The 17,006-nt window shown below is 64.4% G+C and carries 8 protein-coding genes and 1 pseudogene; 5 read left to right on the top strand and 4 right to left on the bottom strand.

The window, feature by feature from the left end:
* The first annotated feature begins 107 nt into the window (after positions 1-107).
* The 5 genes and pseudogenes from sorA (at position 108) to PAN31108_RS11110 (ending at position 9,316) form a co-directional block, all read left to right on the top strand.
* Positions 108-1,455, top strand: a pseudogene (gene sorA / locus PAN31108_RS11090) (SorA family sulfite dehydrogenase catalytic subunit).
* Positions 1,456-1,469: 14 nt separating this feature from the next.
* Entirely contained in the window at positions 1,470-1,844 is a 375-nt protein-coding gene (sorB, locus tag PAN31108_RS11095; protein WP_174994931.1) for a SorB family sulfite dehydrogenase c-type cytochrome subunit, read from the top strand.
* Positions 1,845-1,972: 128 nt separating this feature from the next.
* Positions 1,973-5,887 (top strand): trifunctional transcriptional regulator/proline dehydrogenase/L-glutamate gamma-semialdehyde dehydrogenase, encoded by a 3,915-nt coding sequence (putA, locus tag PAN31108_RS11100; protein ID WP_150668911.1) that lies wholly within the window; start codon positions 1,973-1,975, stop codon positions 5,885-5,887.
* Between the two features lie 524 nt (positions 5,888-6,411).
* Entirely contained in the window at positions 6,412-7,965 is a 1,554-nt protein-coding gene (gene putP / locus PAN31108_RS11105) for a sodium/proline symporter PutP (RefSeq protein WP_150668912.1), read from the top strand.
* Positions 7,966-8,173: 208 nt separating this feature from the next.
* A complete protein-coding gene (locus tag PAN31108_RS11110; protein ID WP_150668913.1) occupies positions 8,174-9,316 on the top strand; it encodes a branched-chain amino acid ABC transporter substrate-binding protein in 1,143 nt (380 codons plus the stop codon).
* 244 nt (positions 9,317-9,560) lie between these two features.
* On the opposite strand, the gene PAN31108_RS11115 is transcribed toward PAN31108_RS11110, so the two are convergent.
* From PAN31108_RS11115 to gcvH, 4 genes are all read right to left on the bottom strand, one after another.
* On the bottom strand, positions 9,561-11,624 hold the full coding sequence (locus tag PAN31108_RS11115; RefSeq protein WP_150668914.1) for a hypothetical protein: 2,064 nt from the start codon (positions 11,622-11,624) through the stop codon (positions 9,561-9,563).
* A 390-nt stretch (positions 11,625-12,014) separates the two neighbouring features.
* Positions 12,015-13,418 (bottom strand): L-serine ammonia-lyase, encoded by a 1,404-nt coding sequence (locus PAN31108_RS11120; RefSeq protein WP_150668915.1) that lies wholly within the window; start codon positions 13,416-13,418, stop codon positions 12,015-12,017.
* A 140-nt stretch (positions 13,419-13,558) separates the two neighbouring features.
* Complete coding sequence (gene gcvP, locus PAN31108_RS11125; RefSeq protein ID WP_150668916.1) at positions 13,559-16,486, bottom strand: aminomethyl-transferring glycine dehydrogenase; 2,928 nt, start codon at positions 16,484-16,486, stop codon at positions 13,559-13,561.
* A gap of 102 nt (positions 16,487-16,588) precedes the next feature.
* The gene (gene gcvH, locus PAN31108_RS11130; RefSeq protein WP_150668917.1) at positions 16,589-16,972 is read right to left on the bottom strand and encodes a glycine cleavage system protein GcvH; all 384 of its coding nucleotides are present in this window, start codon (positions 16,970-16,972) and stop codon (positions 16,589-16,591) included.
* Positions 16,973-17,006 lie beyond the last annotated feature (34 nt).

Raw genomic sequence — 17,006 nt, forward strand, 5'->3', positions numbered from 1 at the left:
TCGGAAGAATCTCCGAGGATGCAGCCATCGCCACGCGATAAAAACAATGCTGCACGTCGAACGATTCACGTCATCTGCAAGATAAGTCGTCCTACAGGAGACATCCGATGAAATCGCACGACCGGCGCGCCGCCCCCACGGCGCCGCAAGCTGCCGCATCCCCGCACGTTCCCCCCGAATACGCATTGCCCGAGTCGCCTGTCGAGTCTGCCCTGGCAGAAGCCTCGCGCCGCCGATTTTTGCGACGCGCCGGCGTGCTCGGCATCGGGGCCAGTCTCGCGGGACGCGCCCTCGACGTGCTCGCAGCAACGGCCGCGCCGCCAACGCCGCCAACGGTCATGCTGCCCTTCGCGAACGGCGAGCGCGAACTCGTGGCGTATCCGCAGAAGCGTCCGCTGATTCGGCTCACCGCGCGCCCGCCCCAACTGGAAACGCCGTTCGACGTCTTCAACGACGGCCTGCTCACGCCGAACGACGCCTTCTTCGTGCGTTATCACCTCGCAGGCATTCCGACCGACATCGACCCCGCGAAACATCGCATCCGCGTAGGCGGCAGCGTCGCGAAACCGCTCGACATCTCGCTCGCGTCCCTCAAGAAAATTCGGCGCGCCGGTGGACATCGTGGCCGTGCATCAGTGCTCGGGTAACAGCCGGGGGTTCTTCGAGCCGCGCGTGGGCGACGGGCAGATCGCCAACGGGGCGATGGGCAACGCGCGCTGGCGCGGCATTCCGCTCAAGCGCATTCTCGAACGCGCGGGCGTATCCGCCGGTGCCCGACAGGTGACATTTGAAGGGCTCGACCGGCCCATCGTCCCCGCGACGCCCGAATTCGTGAAGGCCCTCGACCTCGATCACGCAATGGACGGCGAAGTGATGGTCGCGTTCGCCATGAACGACCAGGATCTGCCGATGCTCAACGGCTTCCCCGTGCGGCTGGTCGTGCCCGGCTACTACGGCACCTACTGGGTGAAACACCTCGCCGACATCAACGTCATCGACACCGTCTTCGACGGCTTCTGGATGGCCACGGCATATCGCATTCCGGATAACGACTGCAATTGCGTGGTGCCGGGCAAGGCACCGGAAAAGACGAAGCCGATCGGACGTTTCACCGTGCGCGCCTTCGTCACCAGCCACACTGACGGCCAGCAAGTTGCGGCGGGCCGCGCCATGCGTGTACGCGGCATTGCATTCGACGGCGGCGAAGGGATCCGCGACGTGCAGTTCTCTGTTGACGGTGGCCAGACGTGGCAAGCCACGAAGCTCGGCAGCGAATTGTCGAAGTATTCGTTTCGTGAGTGGACGGCGTCGTTCACGCCACCGCAGGCCGGCGAGTACGTTCTGAAAGTCAGGGCGACGAATCGCGCCGGCGTGACCCAACCGCTGCAATCGTTGTGGAATCCGGCAGGCTATCTGCGCAACGGCGTGGAATCCGTGCGCGTCGTTGCGGCTTAAGGCGGAGGGCGATCATGAATCATCCGAAATGGAGGCATGTCGCGGCAATCGCGCTCGGGCTGTCCGGCGCCTTCGCCGGGGTATCGATGAGCACGCCCGCCTTCGCGCTCGATATCAAACTGCCGCAAGAAACGGCGCAACTCAAAGCCTCGACACTCGCGGGCTATCAGGCCGCCAGTGCGTGGTGCGCGATGTGCCACTCCGTCGACTACATCCATTCGCAGCCCTCGATGCCGTCGGCCTTCTGGAGCGCGGAAGTCACGAAGATGGTGAAGGTCTACGGCGCACCGATTCCCGAAGATCAGGCCAGGCTGATTGCCGAGTATCTCGGCAAGACCTACGGCAACGATCAGAAGCGAACCGGCGAGGGACGGGAAACGCGGAAGTGAAACCAATGGTGCAACCGCATTTTTGACTCTGGTTGCACCTCTTTCGAAACCCGGTTACGATGCCGCACGATTCACCCGCTATGGGTGTCACGCCTTTTTGCGATTTCGTGTCATCAGGTAACCCTTTCATGGCAAACACCACTCTCGGCGTCAAAGTCGACGACGTCCTGCGCACGCGCCTCAAGACGGCCGCACAACACATTGAGCGCACCCCGCACTGGCTCATCAAACAGGCCATCTTCGCCTATCTTGAGCGCATCGAGAGCGGCACGTTGCCGCCTGAACTCAGCGGTGCAACCCAGTCGGGCACCGAGGTGATCGACGGCCATGCCGGCGACGACACCGTCCCGCATCCGTTCCTCGAATTCGCGCAAAACGTGCAACCGCAATCGGTGCTGCGCGCGGCGATCACGGCGGCGTATCGCCGCCCCGAACCGGAGTGCGTACCCGTGCTCGTCGGTCAGGCCAAGCTCGCCCCGTCCACGGCCACGCAAGCGTCGGACCTCGCCCGCAAGCTCGTCGTCGCCCTGCGCGGCAAGAGCACCGGCGGCGGTGTCGAAGGGCTGATCCACGAGTTCTCACTGTCGAGCCAGGAAGGCGTGGCGCTGATGTGTCTGGCCGAAGCGCTGCTGCGTATTCCCGACAAGGCCACGCGCGACGCCCTGATTCGCGACAAGATCAGCAAAGGCGACTGGCACGCGCACATGGGCAACTCGCCGTCGATGTTCGTCAACGCCGCAACCTGGGGCCTGATGATCACCGGCAAGCTCGTCACGACGACCAGCGAAGCGGGTCTCACGAAGGCGCTCACGCGTCTGATCGGCCGCGGCGGCGAACCGCTCATCCGCAAGGGCGTGGACATCGCCATGCGCCTGATGGGCGAGCAGTTCGTAACGGGCGAAACCATCTCCGAAGCCCTGGCCAACAGCCGCAAGTACGAAGCGCAGGGCTTCCGTTACTCGTACGACATGCTCGGCGAAGCCGCGACGACCGAAGAAGACGCGCAACGCTACTACGCGAGCTACGAGCAGGCCATCCACGCCATCGGCAAGGCCTCGGCCGGTCGCGGCATCTATGAAGGCCCCGGCATCTCGATCAAACTCTCGGCGCTGCACCCACGCTACTCGCGCAGCCAGCACGAACGCACCGTCTCCGAACTGCTGCCGCGCGTGCAGGCGCTCGCCAAGCTGGCCCGCTCTTACGACATCGGTCTGAACATCGACGCCGAAGAAGCCGACCGTCTCGAAATCTCCCTCGACCTGCTCGAAGCGCTGTGCTTCGATCCGGAACTGGCCGGCTGGAACGGTATCGGCTTCGTGGTGCAGGCGTATCAGAAGCGTTGCCCGTTCGTGATCGATTTCATCATCGATCTGGCGCGTCGCAGCCGTCACCGCATCATGGTGCGCCTGGTCAAGGGGGCTTACTGGGATACCGAAATCAAGCGAGCGCAGGTCGACGGCCTGGAGGGCTATCCGGTCTACACCCGCAAGATCTATACGGATGTCTCGTACCTCGCCTGTGCGAAGAAGCTGCTCGCCGTGCCGGACGCGATCTATCCGCAGTTCGCCACGCACAACGCCTATACGCTCTCCGCGATCTATCACCTCGCGGGCAACAACTACTACCCCGGACAGTACGAGTTCCAATGCCTGCACGGCATGGGCGAGCCGCTGTATGAGGAAGTCGTCGGCCCGATCGCTGCGGGCAAGCTAGCGCGCCCGTGCCGGGTGTACGCCCCGGTGGGCACGCACGAAACGCTGCTCGCCTACCTCGTGCGCCGTCTGCTGGAAAACGGCGCGAACACGTCGTTCGTGAACCGTATCGCCGACGAGACCATCAGCGTCGACGAACTCATCGCCGATCCGATCTCGGAGGCGGAAAAGGTGCAACCGCTCGGCGCGCCGCACGCCAAGATTCCGCTGCCGCGCGAACTGTACGGCGCATCGCGCGCCAACTCGTCGGGCTTCGATCTCTCGAACGAACACCGCCTCGCCTCGCTGTCGTCGGCACTGCTCGCCAGCGCCGGCACGCCGTGGCGCGCCGCGCCGATGCTGGCCGACGGCGAACGCACCGGGGGCACGCCCCGGGCCGTGCGCAACCCGGCCGATCTGCGCGATGTCGTGGGTCAGGTCATCGAGGCGACGTCCGCCGACGTGGAGGCCGCGCTCGCCCACGCCGTGGCCGCCGCACCGATCTGGCAAGCCACGCCGGTCGAAGCGCGCGCCGACTGCCTGATGCGCGCCGCCGATCTGCTCGAAGCCCAAATGCCCACACTGATGGGGCTGTGCGTGCGCGAAGCCGGCAAGTCGCTGCCCAACGCCGTAGCCGAAGTACGCGAGGCCGTCGACTTCCTGCGCTATTACGCCGCGCAGATCCGTCAGGGCTTCTCCAACGACACCCATCGTCCGCTCGGCCCGGTGTTGTGCATCAGCCCGTGGAACTTCCCGCTCGCCATCTTCGTCGGCCAGGTCGCCGCCGCACTGGCCGCCGGCAACCCGGTCATCGCCAAGCCGGCCGAACAAACACCGCTCATCGCCGCCGAGGCGGTACGTCTGATGCAGGTCGCAGGCATTCCGGCCGGCGCGCTGCAACTGCTGCCGGGCACGGGCGAGACCGTGGGCGCCGCGCTGGTGGCCGACGCGCGCACCAAGGCCGTCATGTTCACCGGTTCGACCGAAGTGGCCCGCATCATCGCGCGCACGCTGGCCGATCGTCTGGACGCCAATGGCCGTCCGATTCCGCTGATCGCCGAGACCGGCGGTCAGAACGCGATGATCGTCGACTCGTCGGCGTTGCCCGAGCAGGTCGTGTACGACGTGCTCGCCTCCGCCTTCGATTCGGCCGGTCAGCGCTGCTCGGCGCTGCGTGTGCTGTGCCTGCAAGACGACATCGCCGACAAGACGCTGCACATGCTCAAGGGCGCGATGCAGGAGCTGGCCATCGGCAATCCGGACCGTCTGTCGATCGACGTCGGCCCGGTGATCGATGCCGAAGCACAGAACGGCATCAACCGGCATATCGAACAGATGCGCAGCAAGGGCTTCCCGGTCGAGCAACTCGCGCTGCCGGACGCTGCCCGTCATGGCACGTTCGTGCCGCCCACGCTCATCGAGCTGACCGATCTGAAGGCGCTGCAACGCGAAGTCTTCGGCCCGGTGCTGCACGTGATCCGCTTCAAGCGCGCGCATCTCGACAAGCTGCTCGATCAGATCAACGGCACCGGCTACGGCCTGACGTTCGGTGTGCATACGCGTATCGACGAGACCATCGCCTACGTAACCGAGCGCGCGCACGTCGGTAACGTCTACGTGAACCGTAACGTGATCGGTGCCGTGGTCGGCGTCCAGCCGTTCGGCGGCGAAGGCCTGTCCGGTACGGGTCCGAAGGCGGGCGGTCCGATGTATCTGCCGCGCCTGCTGGCAACGCGTCCGGCCTCGCTCGCGCCGGAGTTGAACCGCAACGAAGCCGCGCTCTCGCCGCTGGTAAGCTATCGCGACTGGCTGCGCGGGCAATCGGACAGCACCGCCGCGATCGATCGCGTCGACCGTTACCTGGCAACGTCCGCCCTCGACGCGACCGCCGTGCTGCCGGGCCCGACCGGTGAGCGCAACACCTACGGTCTGGAGCCGCGCGGCCCGGTGCTTTGCGTGGCGACGACGACGCTCGGCGCACGCACGCAACTCGCCGCGGTGCTGGCCACGGGTAACAACGCGGTGTTCACGGACAGCGCCGCCGCGCGCGAACTGGTGAACGCACTGCCCGCCGCACTGAAAGGCCGCGCCTCGGTACTGGCGGCCGGTGTGGACGCCGCCAGTGAAGCCGCCCTTGCGGCCGTGCTGTTCGAAGGCGACAGCGACGAACTGCGCGCGCTGAACCGCCGCATCGCAACGCGTAACGGCCCGATCCTGTCGATGCAAGGCCTCGCGCCCGAAGCGCTGGCGGCAGGCGACGACTACGCGCTGGAGCGTCTGCTGTGCGAACGTTCGGTATCCGTCAATACGGCCGCAGCCGGCGGTAACGCCAACCTCATGACCATCGGCTAATCATGGTCGTGCGCCGGATTTAGCGACGCATCCTCCCGGATTCGTCCTAAATCTGGCGGTGTATTTCCCCGCCGTCCCTCCCCCTCGCGACACGCGCTACGCGTTACGACCGGCAGCGTCACTGCCCCGGCCGTCCCTGCGCGCTCATGCGACATTCCCGCCCCAGCCTCCCGCGCCATCGCGCCAGCCCGCCTGGCGTCTGGCTTTCGCGCACGACACCGGCGTCGCCGTCGGCGCCGGCTTCACAGGTGCCGCGCGCTCGCACCGCATGCCGCAAGGAACGTCCGACACCCGGTTTTCCGATGCACATGTGACGCACCGTTAGATACGTATGTGCGCAATTTGAGCGATTTCGGAGTATCTTCGCGCCCGCCCCCGACATATAACGCGTCTCACCGCTTCAGCGCGGTTAACCCGTGCCGGCGACATGCATCGCCGGCCACCGCGGTCGTCAGGACACGTTGCGCCCCTTTCGTCATGCCGGAAGACGCGCGACGCGCTTCTGCGCCGTACAAGGAGGCAACATGTTCGCTTGGAATCCCACGGCGGTGTCGTTTACCGTCTATTTGATATTGATGCTGGTGATCGGCTGGCTCGGTTACCGGTCCACCAACAATCTGTCCGATTACATCCTCGGTGGACGTCGTCTGGGCAGCTTCGTCACGGCGCTCTCCGCCGGCGCATCCGACATGAGCGGCTGGTTGCTGCTCGGCCTGCCGGGCGCCATCTACGTCGGCGGCTTGTCGGGTGTCTGGATCGCCATCGGTCTGGCGATCGGCGCCTGGGCCAACTGGCGTCTCGTGGCCGCGCGACTGCGGGTGCATACGGAGGTTTGCGGCAACGCGCTGACGTTGCCCGAGTACCTGACACAGCGCTTCGACGACCGCAGCCACGTGCTGCGCATCATCACTGCGCTCGTCATCCTCATTTTCTTCACGGTGTATTGCGCATCCGGTGTCGTGGCCGGCGCCCGTCTGTTCGAGACGATGTTCGGCCTCGATTACCATACGGCGCTGTGGATCGGCGCGATCGCGACCATCGCCTATGTCTTCATCGGTGGCTTTCTCGCGGTGAGCTGGACGGACACCGTACAGGCGTCGCTGATGTTCGCGGCGCTGGTCGTCACACCGATTGCCGTGATCACGATCGATGGCGGGCCGTTTACCGCCATCGACGCGGTCACTGCCGTGCATCCGGCGCACACGGACTGGCTCGGCGATCTGGCGCCCGTCGGCGTGCTGTCGCTGCTCGCGTGGGGTCTCGGCTATTTCGGACAGCCGCACATTCTCGTGCGTTTCATGGCCGCCCGTTCGGCTGCCGCGATCCCGAAAGCGCGCCGCATCTGCATGACGTGGATGGTGCTGTGCCTGACGGGGGCGGTCGCCGTGGGCTTTTTCGGGCTGGCGTTCTACAGTACGCGCCCGGAACTCGGCGCGGGCGTGGACGCCAACTCGGAAACGATCTTCATCGCGCTCACGCAGCAATTGTTCACACCGTGGCTCGCGGGTGTGCTGCTGGCGGCCATTCTCGCAGCGGTGATGAGCACGTTGTCGTGCCAGTTGCTCGTGTGCTCCAGCGCGCTCACGGAGGATCTTTACAAGACATTCGCACGCGGTCAGGTCAGCCAGCGCCGCCTTGTGTGGATTGGCCGCGCGATGGTGTTCGCCGTCGCCGTCGTCGCCGTGCTGCTCGCGCTCGATCCGGAGAGCCGCGTGCTCGGCATGGTGAGCTACGCATGGGCAGGCTTCGGCGCCGCCTTCGGTCCGCTGGTGCTCGCCACGCTGCTTTGGCCGCGGGTCACGCGCAACGGGGCGATCGCGGGCATCGTCGTCGGGGCGGCGACGGTCCTGATCTGGAAGCAGTTCGGCTGGTTCGATCTTTACGAAATCGTGCCGGGCTTCGCGCTTGGCGGGTTGGCGCTCTACGTCGTGAGCCGTCTGGACAACGTGCCGAGCCCCGCCGTGCTGGCGCGCTACGCTGCCGCCGAAAAGCGTTTGCAGGAAATTCGCGAGGGCAAAGTATCGGATGCCGACGTGACGGGTGGCGCCGCCGAGCCGGCGGTGCAACCGTCGCCATAAGCCGGTAGCACCTTCTATCGGAATTTCTTCCTCTTGACCGACGCGTGCAGCCAACCAATACTGCCGCGTCGGACGCATTTTGCGTTTGATTGCGATAGATGCCGTCCCGGGTCAACCGGCCTGGTACAGACGGCGTTTCAAGAATGGCGTGCTGCGGCGATCCCGCAGACACGGCACTCAACGACAAACACATGCAAGGAGAGGGTTGATGCAATCGAAGCTTACGGCTAGCGCCGTCACAGTCGCGGGGCTGCTTACGTTGGGCGCAGCCAATGCGCAACAGGCGCAGGAAGTGAAGCTGGGTTTTGCCGCACCGCTCACGGGCGCACAGGCCCACTACGGCAAGGACATGCAGAACGGCATTCAACTGGCCGTCGACGAGTACAACGCCACCAAGCCGACCATCGAAGGCAAGCCGGTGAAGTTCGTGTTGCAGGCCGAAGACGATCAGGCCGACCCGCGTCAGGGTTCGCTGGTCGCGCAGAAGCTGGTCGACAACGGCATCAAGGGCATGCTCGGCCACTTCAACTCCGGCACGACGATCCCCGCTTCGCGCATCTACGCGCAGGCAGGCATCCCCGAAATCGCAATGGCGACGGCGCCGGAATACACCAAGCAAGGCTTCAAGACGACCTTCCGCATGATGACTTCGGACATCCAGCAGGGTTCGGTCGTCGGCTCGTTCGCCGTCAAGAAGCTCGGCTTCAAGAACATCGCCATCGTGGACGACCGCACCGCGTACGGTCAGGGGCTGGCGGACGAGTTCGAGAAGGCGGCGAAGGCGGCCGGCGGCAAGATCGTGCGTCGCGAGTTCGGCAACGACAAGGCCGTGGATTTCCGCGCCATTCTGACCAACCTCAAGCGCTCGAACCCGGACGTAGTGTTCTACGGCGGCGCAGACGCTCAAGCCGGCCCGCTCGCCAAGCAAATGCGCGAACTGGGCATCAAGGCCACGCTGATGGCCGGCGAGATGGTCAAGTCGGACGCCTTCCTGAAGATCGCCGGCGACGCCGCCAACGGTTCGGTCGTCTCGCTCGCCGGTCTGCCGCTCGACAAGATGCCGGGTGGCGCCGCTTACGAGTCGCGCTACAAGGCCAAGTTCGGTGCCGGTCCGGAAACGTACTCGCCGTACGCCTACGACGGTGCCATGGCCATGATGTCGGCCATGAAGAAGGCCAACTCGACGGATCCGGCGAAGTATCTGCCGGTGCTGGCCAAGACGAGCATGCCCGGCGTGACAACGCGTGAGCTGGCCTACGACGCGCAGGGCGACCTGAAGTACGGTTCGATCACCCTGTACAAGGTGGTCGATGGCAAGTGGACCGTGTTGGAGACCGTCGGCGGCAAGTAATCCCCGACGCGCTTCCGAACGCGCACGCAGCAACCGAAACCAGGGGCCGGTGAGAATGACTCACCGGCCCCTGTGTTTTAAGCGTACCGACAATAAAAAAGCCGCTCGGCATTGACCGGGCGGCGCAAAGACAAGGCAAGGAGACATCGGGGCGTAGATTAACGGGGGAATATGACGGTCATATGACGCACGGTCGGATGCGGATACGCAGGGTTCCAGCGAGTTCAGGCGGACTCCGGTGTGGCTAGTCGAGCGGGCAATCGCGGATGCACGGCGTGAACCCGTTGGCCTTCGCCAAGTCGGCCACCGTGAAAGCGCATTGCACGGTATATGACACGTCTCCCCAAGGGATATACCAATAGACGCTGTCCGGCTCGTAACCGATGAAGGCCCGACCTCCGACACGCCTCTTGGCCTCGGACTCGAATTTGAACTTGCAGGAAACCGTGTTTTTGATGCCGTAAGCCAGCGACCAGGACATGCCGTTGGACACCTTGCGTCCGCTAAGCATCCCCATATGCACCGATCCGTTCATGTTGCGCCGCGATGACACTATGCCGAACGTGCTGAACAAGACCTTCAGCTCGTTGTTGAACGTCGGTTGCGTGTCGGCGACCACACGGGTCGGACTTCTGACCGCCCGGTGAATCTGCGGCAGCGTATTGTTGTTGGTATCGTGCTCGTACCAATCGTCCCTCATGCCTCGTTTCGCGTTTTCTCGCCGGTAGCCGCCATGCTCTTCGAAGCCCGGCCATCCCCACCAGTACCAGGCGTTTTCCCGAACCCTGGGGACGCCGGTCCCTTTGGAGAGACAGATCAACTCCTCTTTACCGGAGGGGGACTGGGTCACGATGTAATCGCCCTGATCGACCCCCGCCCGCAACATGGCGCCCGTCATATGAATATTCGCGTTCGTGATGGTGCAGGCAAGCACCTTGGCGTCGCGTTGCGACGACACATAGAAATACAGCGCGTTGCCGTGCCGTGCGCCCTCGGGGGTCGGGACCAGGGAGAAGCGCGAAACCTTCCATTGCTCGTCGACTTTCACCAGTTTCTCGATTTCCTTGATGATCTCGACCGGCACCTCTTTCACACTTCCCGGCGTGCTCGCCAGTTTCCATATCCATGAATTGATTCCGGGTTTCTCACGCTGACAGGACAACAGGCGGCCTTCGGCGTCGCGCGTCAGTCCCCAGATATCGCACTTCTGGCCCTGTACCGCCCCCTGTTTCAACTCGATCACCCCGGAGCCGGAACTGACATCGTCTGCACTGACAGCGCTGGCGGTCATGTTTTGCACCTTGTCGATGTTCTGGTGCTGCATGTCGAGCGCACCGCCCAGTGTTGCCCCCTTTGCCGCCTTCAGTGCTCCGACGTTCGCCGTGCCCGAAATATCGATCTGCGACATCGTCAGTTCGCCCCCGCCAACAATGTTGTGTGCGCCGACGATATCGTTCTTGCCCATATCCAGCGTGCCGGAAAGGGTTGCCGCCCCGGCACGCAGCGAGTTCGTGACAGTGAGGTTGGTGCCGCTAATTTCTTTAGCCTTGAGCGCCCCGGTCTCGACGCGCTCACTCGCAATCACGTTGCTTGCCTTGATATCTCCGGCCCCCACGATGTCGTGGCGCGTCCTCTTCCCTTTATCGTCGACGTGTTCCATGTTCAACGCCCCCGTCATGCTGCGGGAGCCGTCGCGCCGGACATATACGTCCAGCGCACTCGTGGCATATCCGCCGCGCACCGCGACCAGCCCTTCCTTTTGCGACGGGTTGGCGACGGCGCCCAGATTGCCGGACGAATCCATGAAGCGGAAATCATGATTGCCGTCGAGGCTCGATATCCCCCCCAACGCACCGATCTTGCGTGCCGCGATAGCGGCAGCGTCCATATCGGCGTCGGCGGAATAGCGCTTGAGAATCGCCTTGTCGATGTACGTCAGCGTCTCGACGTTACAGATACTCTTGTCGGCGTTGCACGAGCGGTAGACATGAATGCGGTAATCGCCCACATTGCCCGGCGGGTGTTCCCCAATGCCGCTGGCGCCCGTCGCTTTGATCAGCGTACCCGCCGACAGATTGGTGACGTAGGGATTGCCGTGCACGTCCGTCGCGGCGCCGAAGGTCACGTCGCCGACATCGAACGTCTTGCTCGGGCTCGCCAGCACCGCTTCGATCTTGTCGTGGTGCTCGACCACGAAGCCTTGCACCTTGTCGCCCATCACCTTGAGCGCTTCGCCGATTCTCTCGGCTTTCTCGATACGTAACTGCCTCGAGTAATTCAGTCCCCAAAACGAGATCAACAGACTCACGACCGCTACCGCGACCGCCGCCGAGACCAAGAAAATCCCAGATTGCGTCTTCCGCATCGTCGCTCCTCTACGCGCGCTACTCACTTTCACCGCGGTCGCGCCGTATGGCGCGTCGAAGTAAAGGCATCAGAACTCGCCATTCTCGACGGTTGCGCCGAAGTAAAGGATGGGATTCGCCCGAGTTTGTCGAGAAGGGTCGACAGAATCGGAAGTCGCGGCGCAGAAAGCAAAAAATCCACACGGCAGATACCGTGTGGATTTCAAATTACCGTCGAAACGGCAGACGCTTCACGAGCGGACCGACGGCCGCGAACGAATGTCAGTCATCCCCCCAGCGCAGCCCACGCAGACAAGACACCGCGCCACGCATGAGCGGTGCGGTGCGGTGCGTCAGCACTCGACGATATTCACCGCCAGGCCGCCGCGCGCCGTTTCCTTGTACTTCGTCTTCATGTCGGCGCCGGTTTCGCGCATCGTCTTGATCACGGAGTCGAGCGACACGTAGTGCGCGCCGTCGCCGCGCAGCGCCATCCGTGCTGCGTTCACGGCTTTCACGGACGCCATGGCATTGCGCTCGATGCACGGAATCTGCACGAGGCCACCGACCGGGTCGCACGTCAGACCGAGGTTGTGCTCCATGCCGATCTCGGCGGCATTCTCGACTTGCTCGACCGTCCCGCCGAGCACCGCCGCGAGCGCGCCCGCCGCCATGGAACACGCCACGCCCACTTCCCCCTGACAGCCCACTTCCGCACCGGAAATCGACGCGTTGAGCTTGTACAGAATGCCGATGGCCCCCGCGGTGAGCAGGAAGTCGATCACACCCTGCTCGTTCGCACCGTGCACGAAGCGGTCGTAGTAATGCAGCACCGAGGGAATGATGCCCGCCGCACCGTTCGTCGGCGCGGTCACGACACGTCCGCCCGCAGCGTTCTCTTCGTTGACGGCGATCGCGTAGAGGTTGACCCAGTCCATCACCGACAGCGGATCGGAGAGCGTGCGCTCCGCTCGTTGGGTCAGTTGACGATACAACTCCGGCGCGCGACGCCGCACGTGCAACGGCCCCGGCAGTTCACCGTCCGCTTCGTCGTTGCCGATGCCACAGCCGCGCGTGACGCACGACTGCATCACGCTCCAGATATTGAGCAAACCACGGCGAATGTCTTCCTCCGCGTTCTCGCCGTGATGCCAGACAAGTTCGTTCTCCCACATCAACTGAGCGATGGTCTTACCGCTCGCGCGGCACATCTCCAGCAATTCGCGCCCGGTGCGAAACGGATACGGCAACTGATCGTGCGCCGAGAGCACCTGCGCGTTCGACGCGCCCGCCGTGACGACGAAACCGCCGCCCACCGACAGATAACGCCCTTCACGCAGCGTATTGCCGGCACCGTCGAACGCATGGAATTTCATCCCGTTCGGATGCTCGGCCATCGCCTCGCGACGGTAAAACACCATGTGTTCCTTCTCGACGAAAGGCACATCGTGCTTCCCGAGAATCGACAGCGCCCGGGTGCTGCGCAACGTCGCCAGACGCCCCGCAATCGTCGCCGGATCGACCGTATCGGGCGCTTCGCCCATGAAACCGAGCAGCACGCCCTTGTCGGTGCCGTGGCCCTTGCCCGTGGCCCCGAGCGAGCCGTACAACTCGGCGCGCAACGTCGCGACCTGCGGCAGCATGCCGTCGCGATCCAATCCCTGCACGAACATCAGCGCCGCGCGCATTGGCCCTACGGTATGCGAACTCGACGGTCCGATACCGATCTTGAACAAATCGAAAACTGAAACGGCCATGGCACTTTCCTGAGGTTCTGAAACGTATTTGTATTGCATCGAATGCCGCCAGTCTGGCGCATTCGCGTGACATCTGTAGAGACAACAAGGGGCCAGCGATGTTTCTGCCGGCCCCTGGATATCGAGTCTTCGCGACGCTTTTACTCGTAGTCGCTCATCGGCACGCAGGCGCAGAACAGGTTCCGGTCGCCATAGACGTTGTCCGCACGTCCGACCGGCGGCCAGTACTTGCGCTCACGCAGCGCCGCCACCGGGTACGCCGCCTGGCTGCGCGCGTAGGCGTGCGTCCATTCGTCGGCGGTCACGACATCGGCCGTGTGCGGCGCATGCTTGAGCGGGTTGTCTTCGCGATCGGCGCGGCCTTCCTCCACTGCGCGGATCTCCTCGCGAATCGCGACCATCGCTTCGATGAAGCGGTCCAGTTCGTGCTTCGATTCCGATTCCGTCGGCTCGACCATCAGCGTGCCCGGCACCGGGAAGCTCATCGTCGGCGCGTGGAACCCGAAGTCCATCAGGCGCTTGGCGACGTCGTCGACCGAGATGCCGCTGGTGTCCTTGAGCGGACGCAGGTCCAGAATGCACTCGTGCGCCACCAGACCGTCCGGGCCCGTGTACAGCACCGGATAGTGCGGCGCGAGCTTCTTGGCGAGGTAGTTGGCGTTCAGGATGGCCGTCTCGGTCGCGGCCGTCAGGCCCTGTGCGCCCATCATGGCGACGTACATCCACGAGATCGGCAGAATCGACGCCGAACCGTACGGCGCGGCCGACACGGCGCCGATGCCGTCGGCATCGCGCGAATAACCCGTGGAGCGCTGGTTCGGCAGGAATTGCGCCAGATGCGCGCCCACCGCCACCGGACCCACACCCGGGCCGCCGCCGCCGTGCGGAATGCAGAACGTCTTGTGCAGGTTCAGGTGCGAGACGTCGCCGCCGAATTCGCCCGGCGCGCACAGACCGACCATCGCGTTCATGTTCGCGCCGTCGACATACACCTGACCGCCGTTGGCATGCACGATCTCGCAAATCTGACGCGCGCCCGCTTCGAACACGCCGTGCGTGGACGGGTACGTCATCATGATCGCGGCCAGACGGTCGCGATGCTGCTCGGCCTTCGCTTGCAGATCGGCCAGATCGACGTTGCCGTTGGCGTCGCAAGCGACGACCACGACCTGCATCCCGGCCATCTGCGCCGATGCCGGGTTGGTGCCGTGTGCCGATGCCGGAATCAGGCAGATGTCGCGATGCGCTTCACCGCGCGACGCGTGATACGCCTGAATGATGAGCAGACCAGCGTACTCGCCCTGCGAACCGGCATTCGGTTGCAGCGAGACGGCGGCGTAGCCCGTGGCGGCCACCAGCATCTGTTCGAGCTGATCGATCATCGTGCGATACCCAACCGTTTGCTCGGTCGGGGCGAACGGGTGGATCTGACCGAATTCCGGCCACGTCACCGGCAGCATTTCCGATGTTGCGTTGAGTTTCATCGTGCACGAACCCAGCGGAATCATCGTGCGATCGAGCGCCAGATCCTTGTCCGACAGGCTGCGCAGGTAGCGCAGCATTTCGTGTTCGGAGTGGTAACGGTTGAACACCGGGTGCGTGAGGTACGCGCTCTGACGCGCGAGCGTCACCGGGAAACCGTTCGCGACGGTGGCGTCGATGGCGTCGAAGTCCAGGGAGACGGCGCTCTTGCCCAGGCCTTCGGCGACCACTTCCCATAGCGCGATCACGTCCGCGCGCGTGCTGGTTTCGTCGAGCGACAGGCCCACGGTGTCGGCGTCTTCACGACGCAGGTTGAAGCGGCGCGCCGCCGCCACGGTGTGGACGGCATCCGCACGACCGGTCACGGGCACCGTGAGCGTGTCGAAGAACGTCGCGTTGCGCGGCGCGGCGCCCAGCGCCGTGAGGCCGGCGGCCAGCACGGCCGTCAGACGATGCACCCGCTCGGCGATGACGCGCAGGCCTTGCGGCCCGTGATACGCGGCGTACATGCTGGCCATGATGGCAAGCAACGCCTGTGCGGTACAGATGTTCGAGGTGGCCTTCTCGCGACGGATGTGCTGCTCGCGCGTTTGCAGCGCCAGACGCAGCGCAGGCTTACCCCGCGAATCGATCGACACGCCGACCAGACGGCCCGGCATCGAACGCTTGAGTTCGTCGCGTGTGGCCAGATAGGCGGCGTGCGGGCCACCGAAGCCCATCGGCACGCCGAAACGCTGGCTGTTACCGACGGCCACGTCCGCGCCCCATTCGCCCGGCGGCGTGAGCAGCGTGAGCGAGAGCAGGTCCGCCGCGGCGATCAGCATGCCGCCCTTGGCGTGGATCGCGTCGGCGAGCGCGCGATAGTCGCGCACGTCGCCGCCCACACCCGGGTATTGCACCAGCACACCGAACGCATCGACTTCGGTGGCCGCGGCTGCCGGGCCGACCTGCACCTCGATGCCGAGCGGCTTGGCGCGCGTTTGCACCACTTCGATGGTCTGGGGCAGCACGTCGTCGGCCACGAAGAACGTGTTCGACTTCGACTTGCCGGTGCGCTTGACCAGCGTCATCGCTTCGGCTGCGGCGGTCGCTTCGTCGAGCATCGACGCGTTGGCGATGGCCAGCCCCGTCATGTCGATGATCATCTGCTGGTAGTTGAGCAACGCTTCGAGGCGGCCCTGCGAGATTTCCGGCTGATACGGCGTGTAGGCCGTATACCAGGCGGGGTTCTCGAGCACGTTACGCAGAATCACGCCGGGGGTGAACGTGTTGTAGTAGCCCTGACCGATGAACGATTTGAAAACCTGATTCTGGTCGGCGAGCGCGCGCAGTTGCGCCAGGGCCTGCGTTTCGGTTTTGGCGGCGGCGAACTGGCCGAGCGACGTGGCGAATTGCGCGCCGTCGCGACGGATCGAAGCGGGTACGACGGCATCGATCAGCGCGGCGCGTGACGCGTAGCCAAGCTCGGAGAGCATCGCCTGTTGTTCAGGGGTGTCCGGGCCAATGTGGCGCGCGGAGAAGTTGTCGCGCTGCTCAAGCTCGGCGAGCGAGCGGCGCGGGGCATGCAAATCGGTCAAAGCATTCATGAGTCAGATCTCTCGTTCGATCACGGCAAGTGACGGCGGGGGCAGTACCGGAAAGCCAGCGACGCCGGGCGGGCCGAAGCCCTGCGGCGTCGCGCACCGGCATCAGCTGCCGATCTTCGCCGCGTATTGCTCGGCGTTCAGCAGCTTGTCCAGTTCGGCCGCGTTCGACGGCTTCACGCGGAACAGCCAGTTGCCGTACGCATCGCCGTTGACCAGTTCCGGCGAGCCTCGCACTTCCTCGTTGACTTCGAGGATCTCGCCGCCGATCGGCGCGTGAATGTCGGCGGCCGCCTTGACCGACTCGACCACGGCGACGCCGTCATTGAACGCGACCGTGTTGCCAACCGTCGGCATCTCGACGAAGACGATGTCGCCCAGGGACTCCTGTGCGAAATCGGTAATGCCGACCGTCACGGTGCCGTCGGCTTCGAGGCGGGCCCATTCGTCGGACTCGGTGTACTTGAGGTTATCGGGGATGTTCGCCATGTTGACGCTCCGGAATTCAGTGTTTGGGGTATTC

It is taken from the genome of Pandoraea anhela (genome assembly GCF_902459655.1).
Taxonomy (GTDB): Bacteria; Pseudomonadota; Gammaproteobacteria; order Burkholderiales; family Burkholderiaceae; genus Pandoraea; species Pandoraea anhela.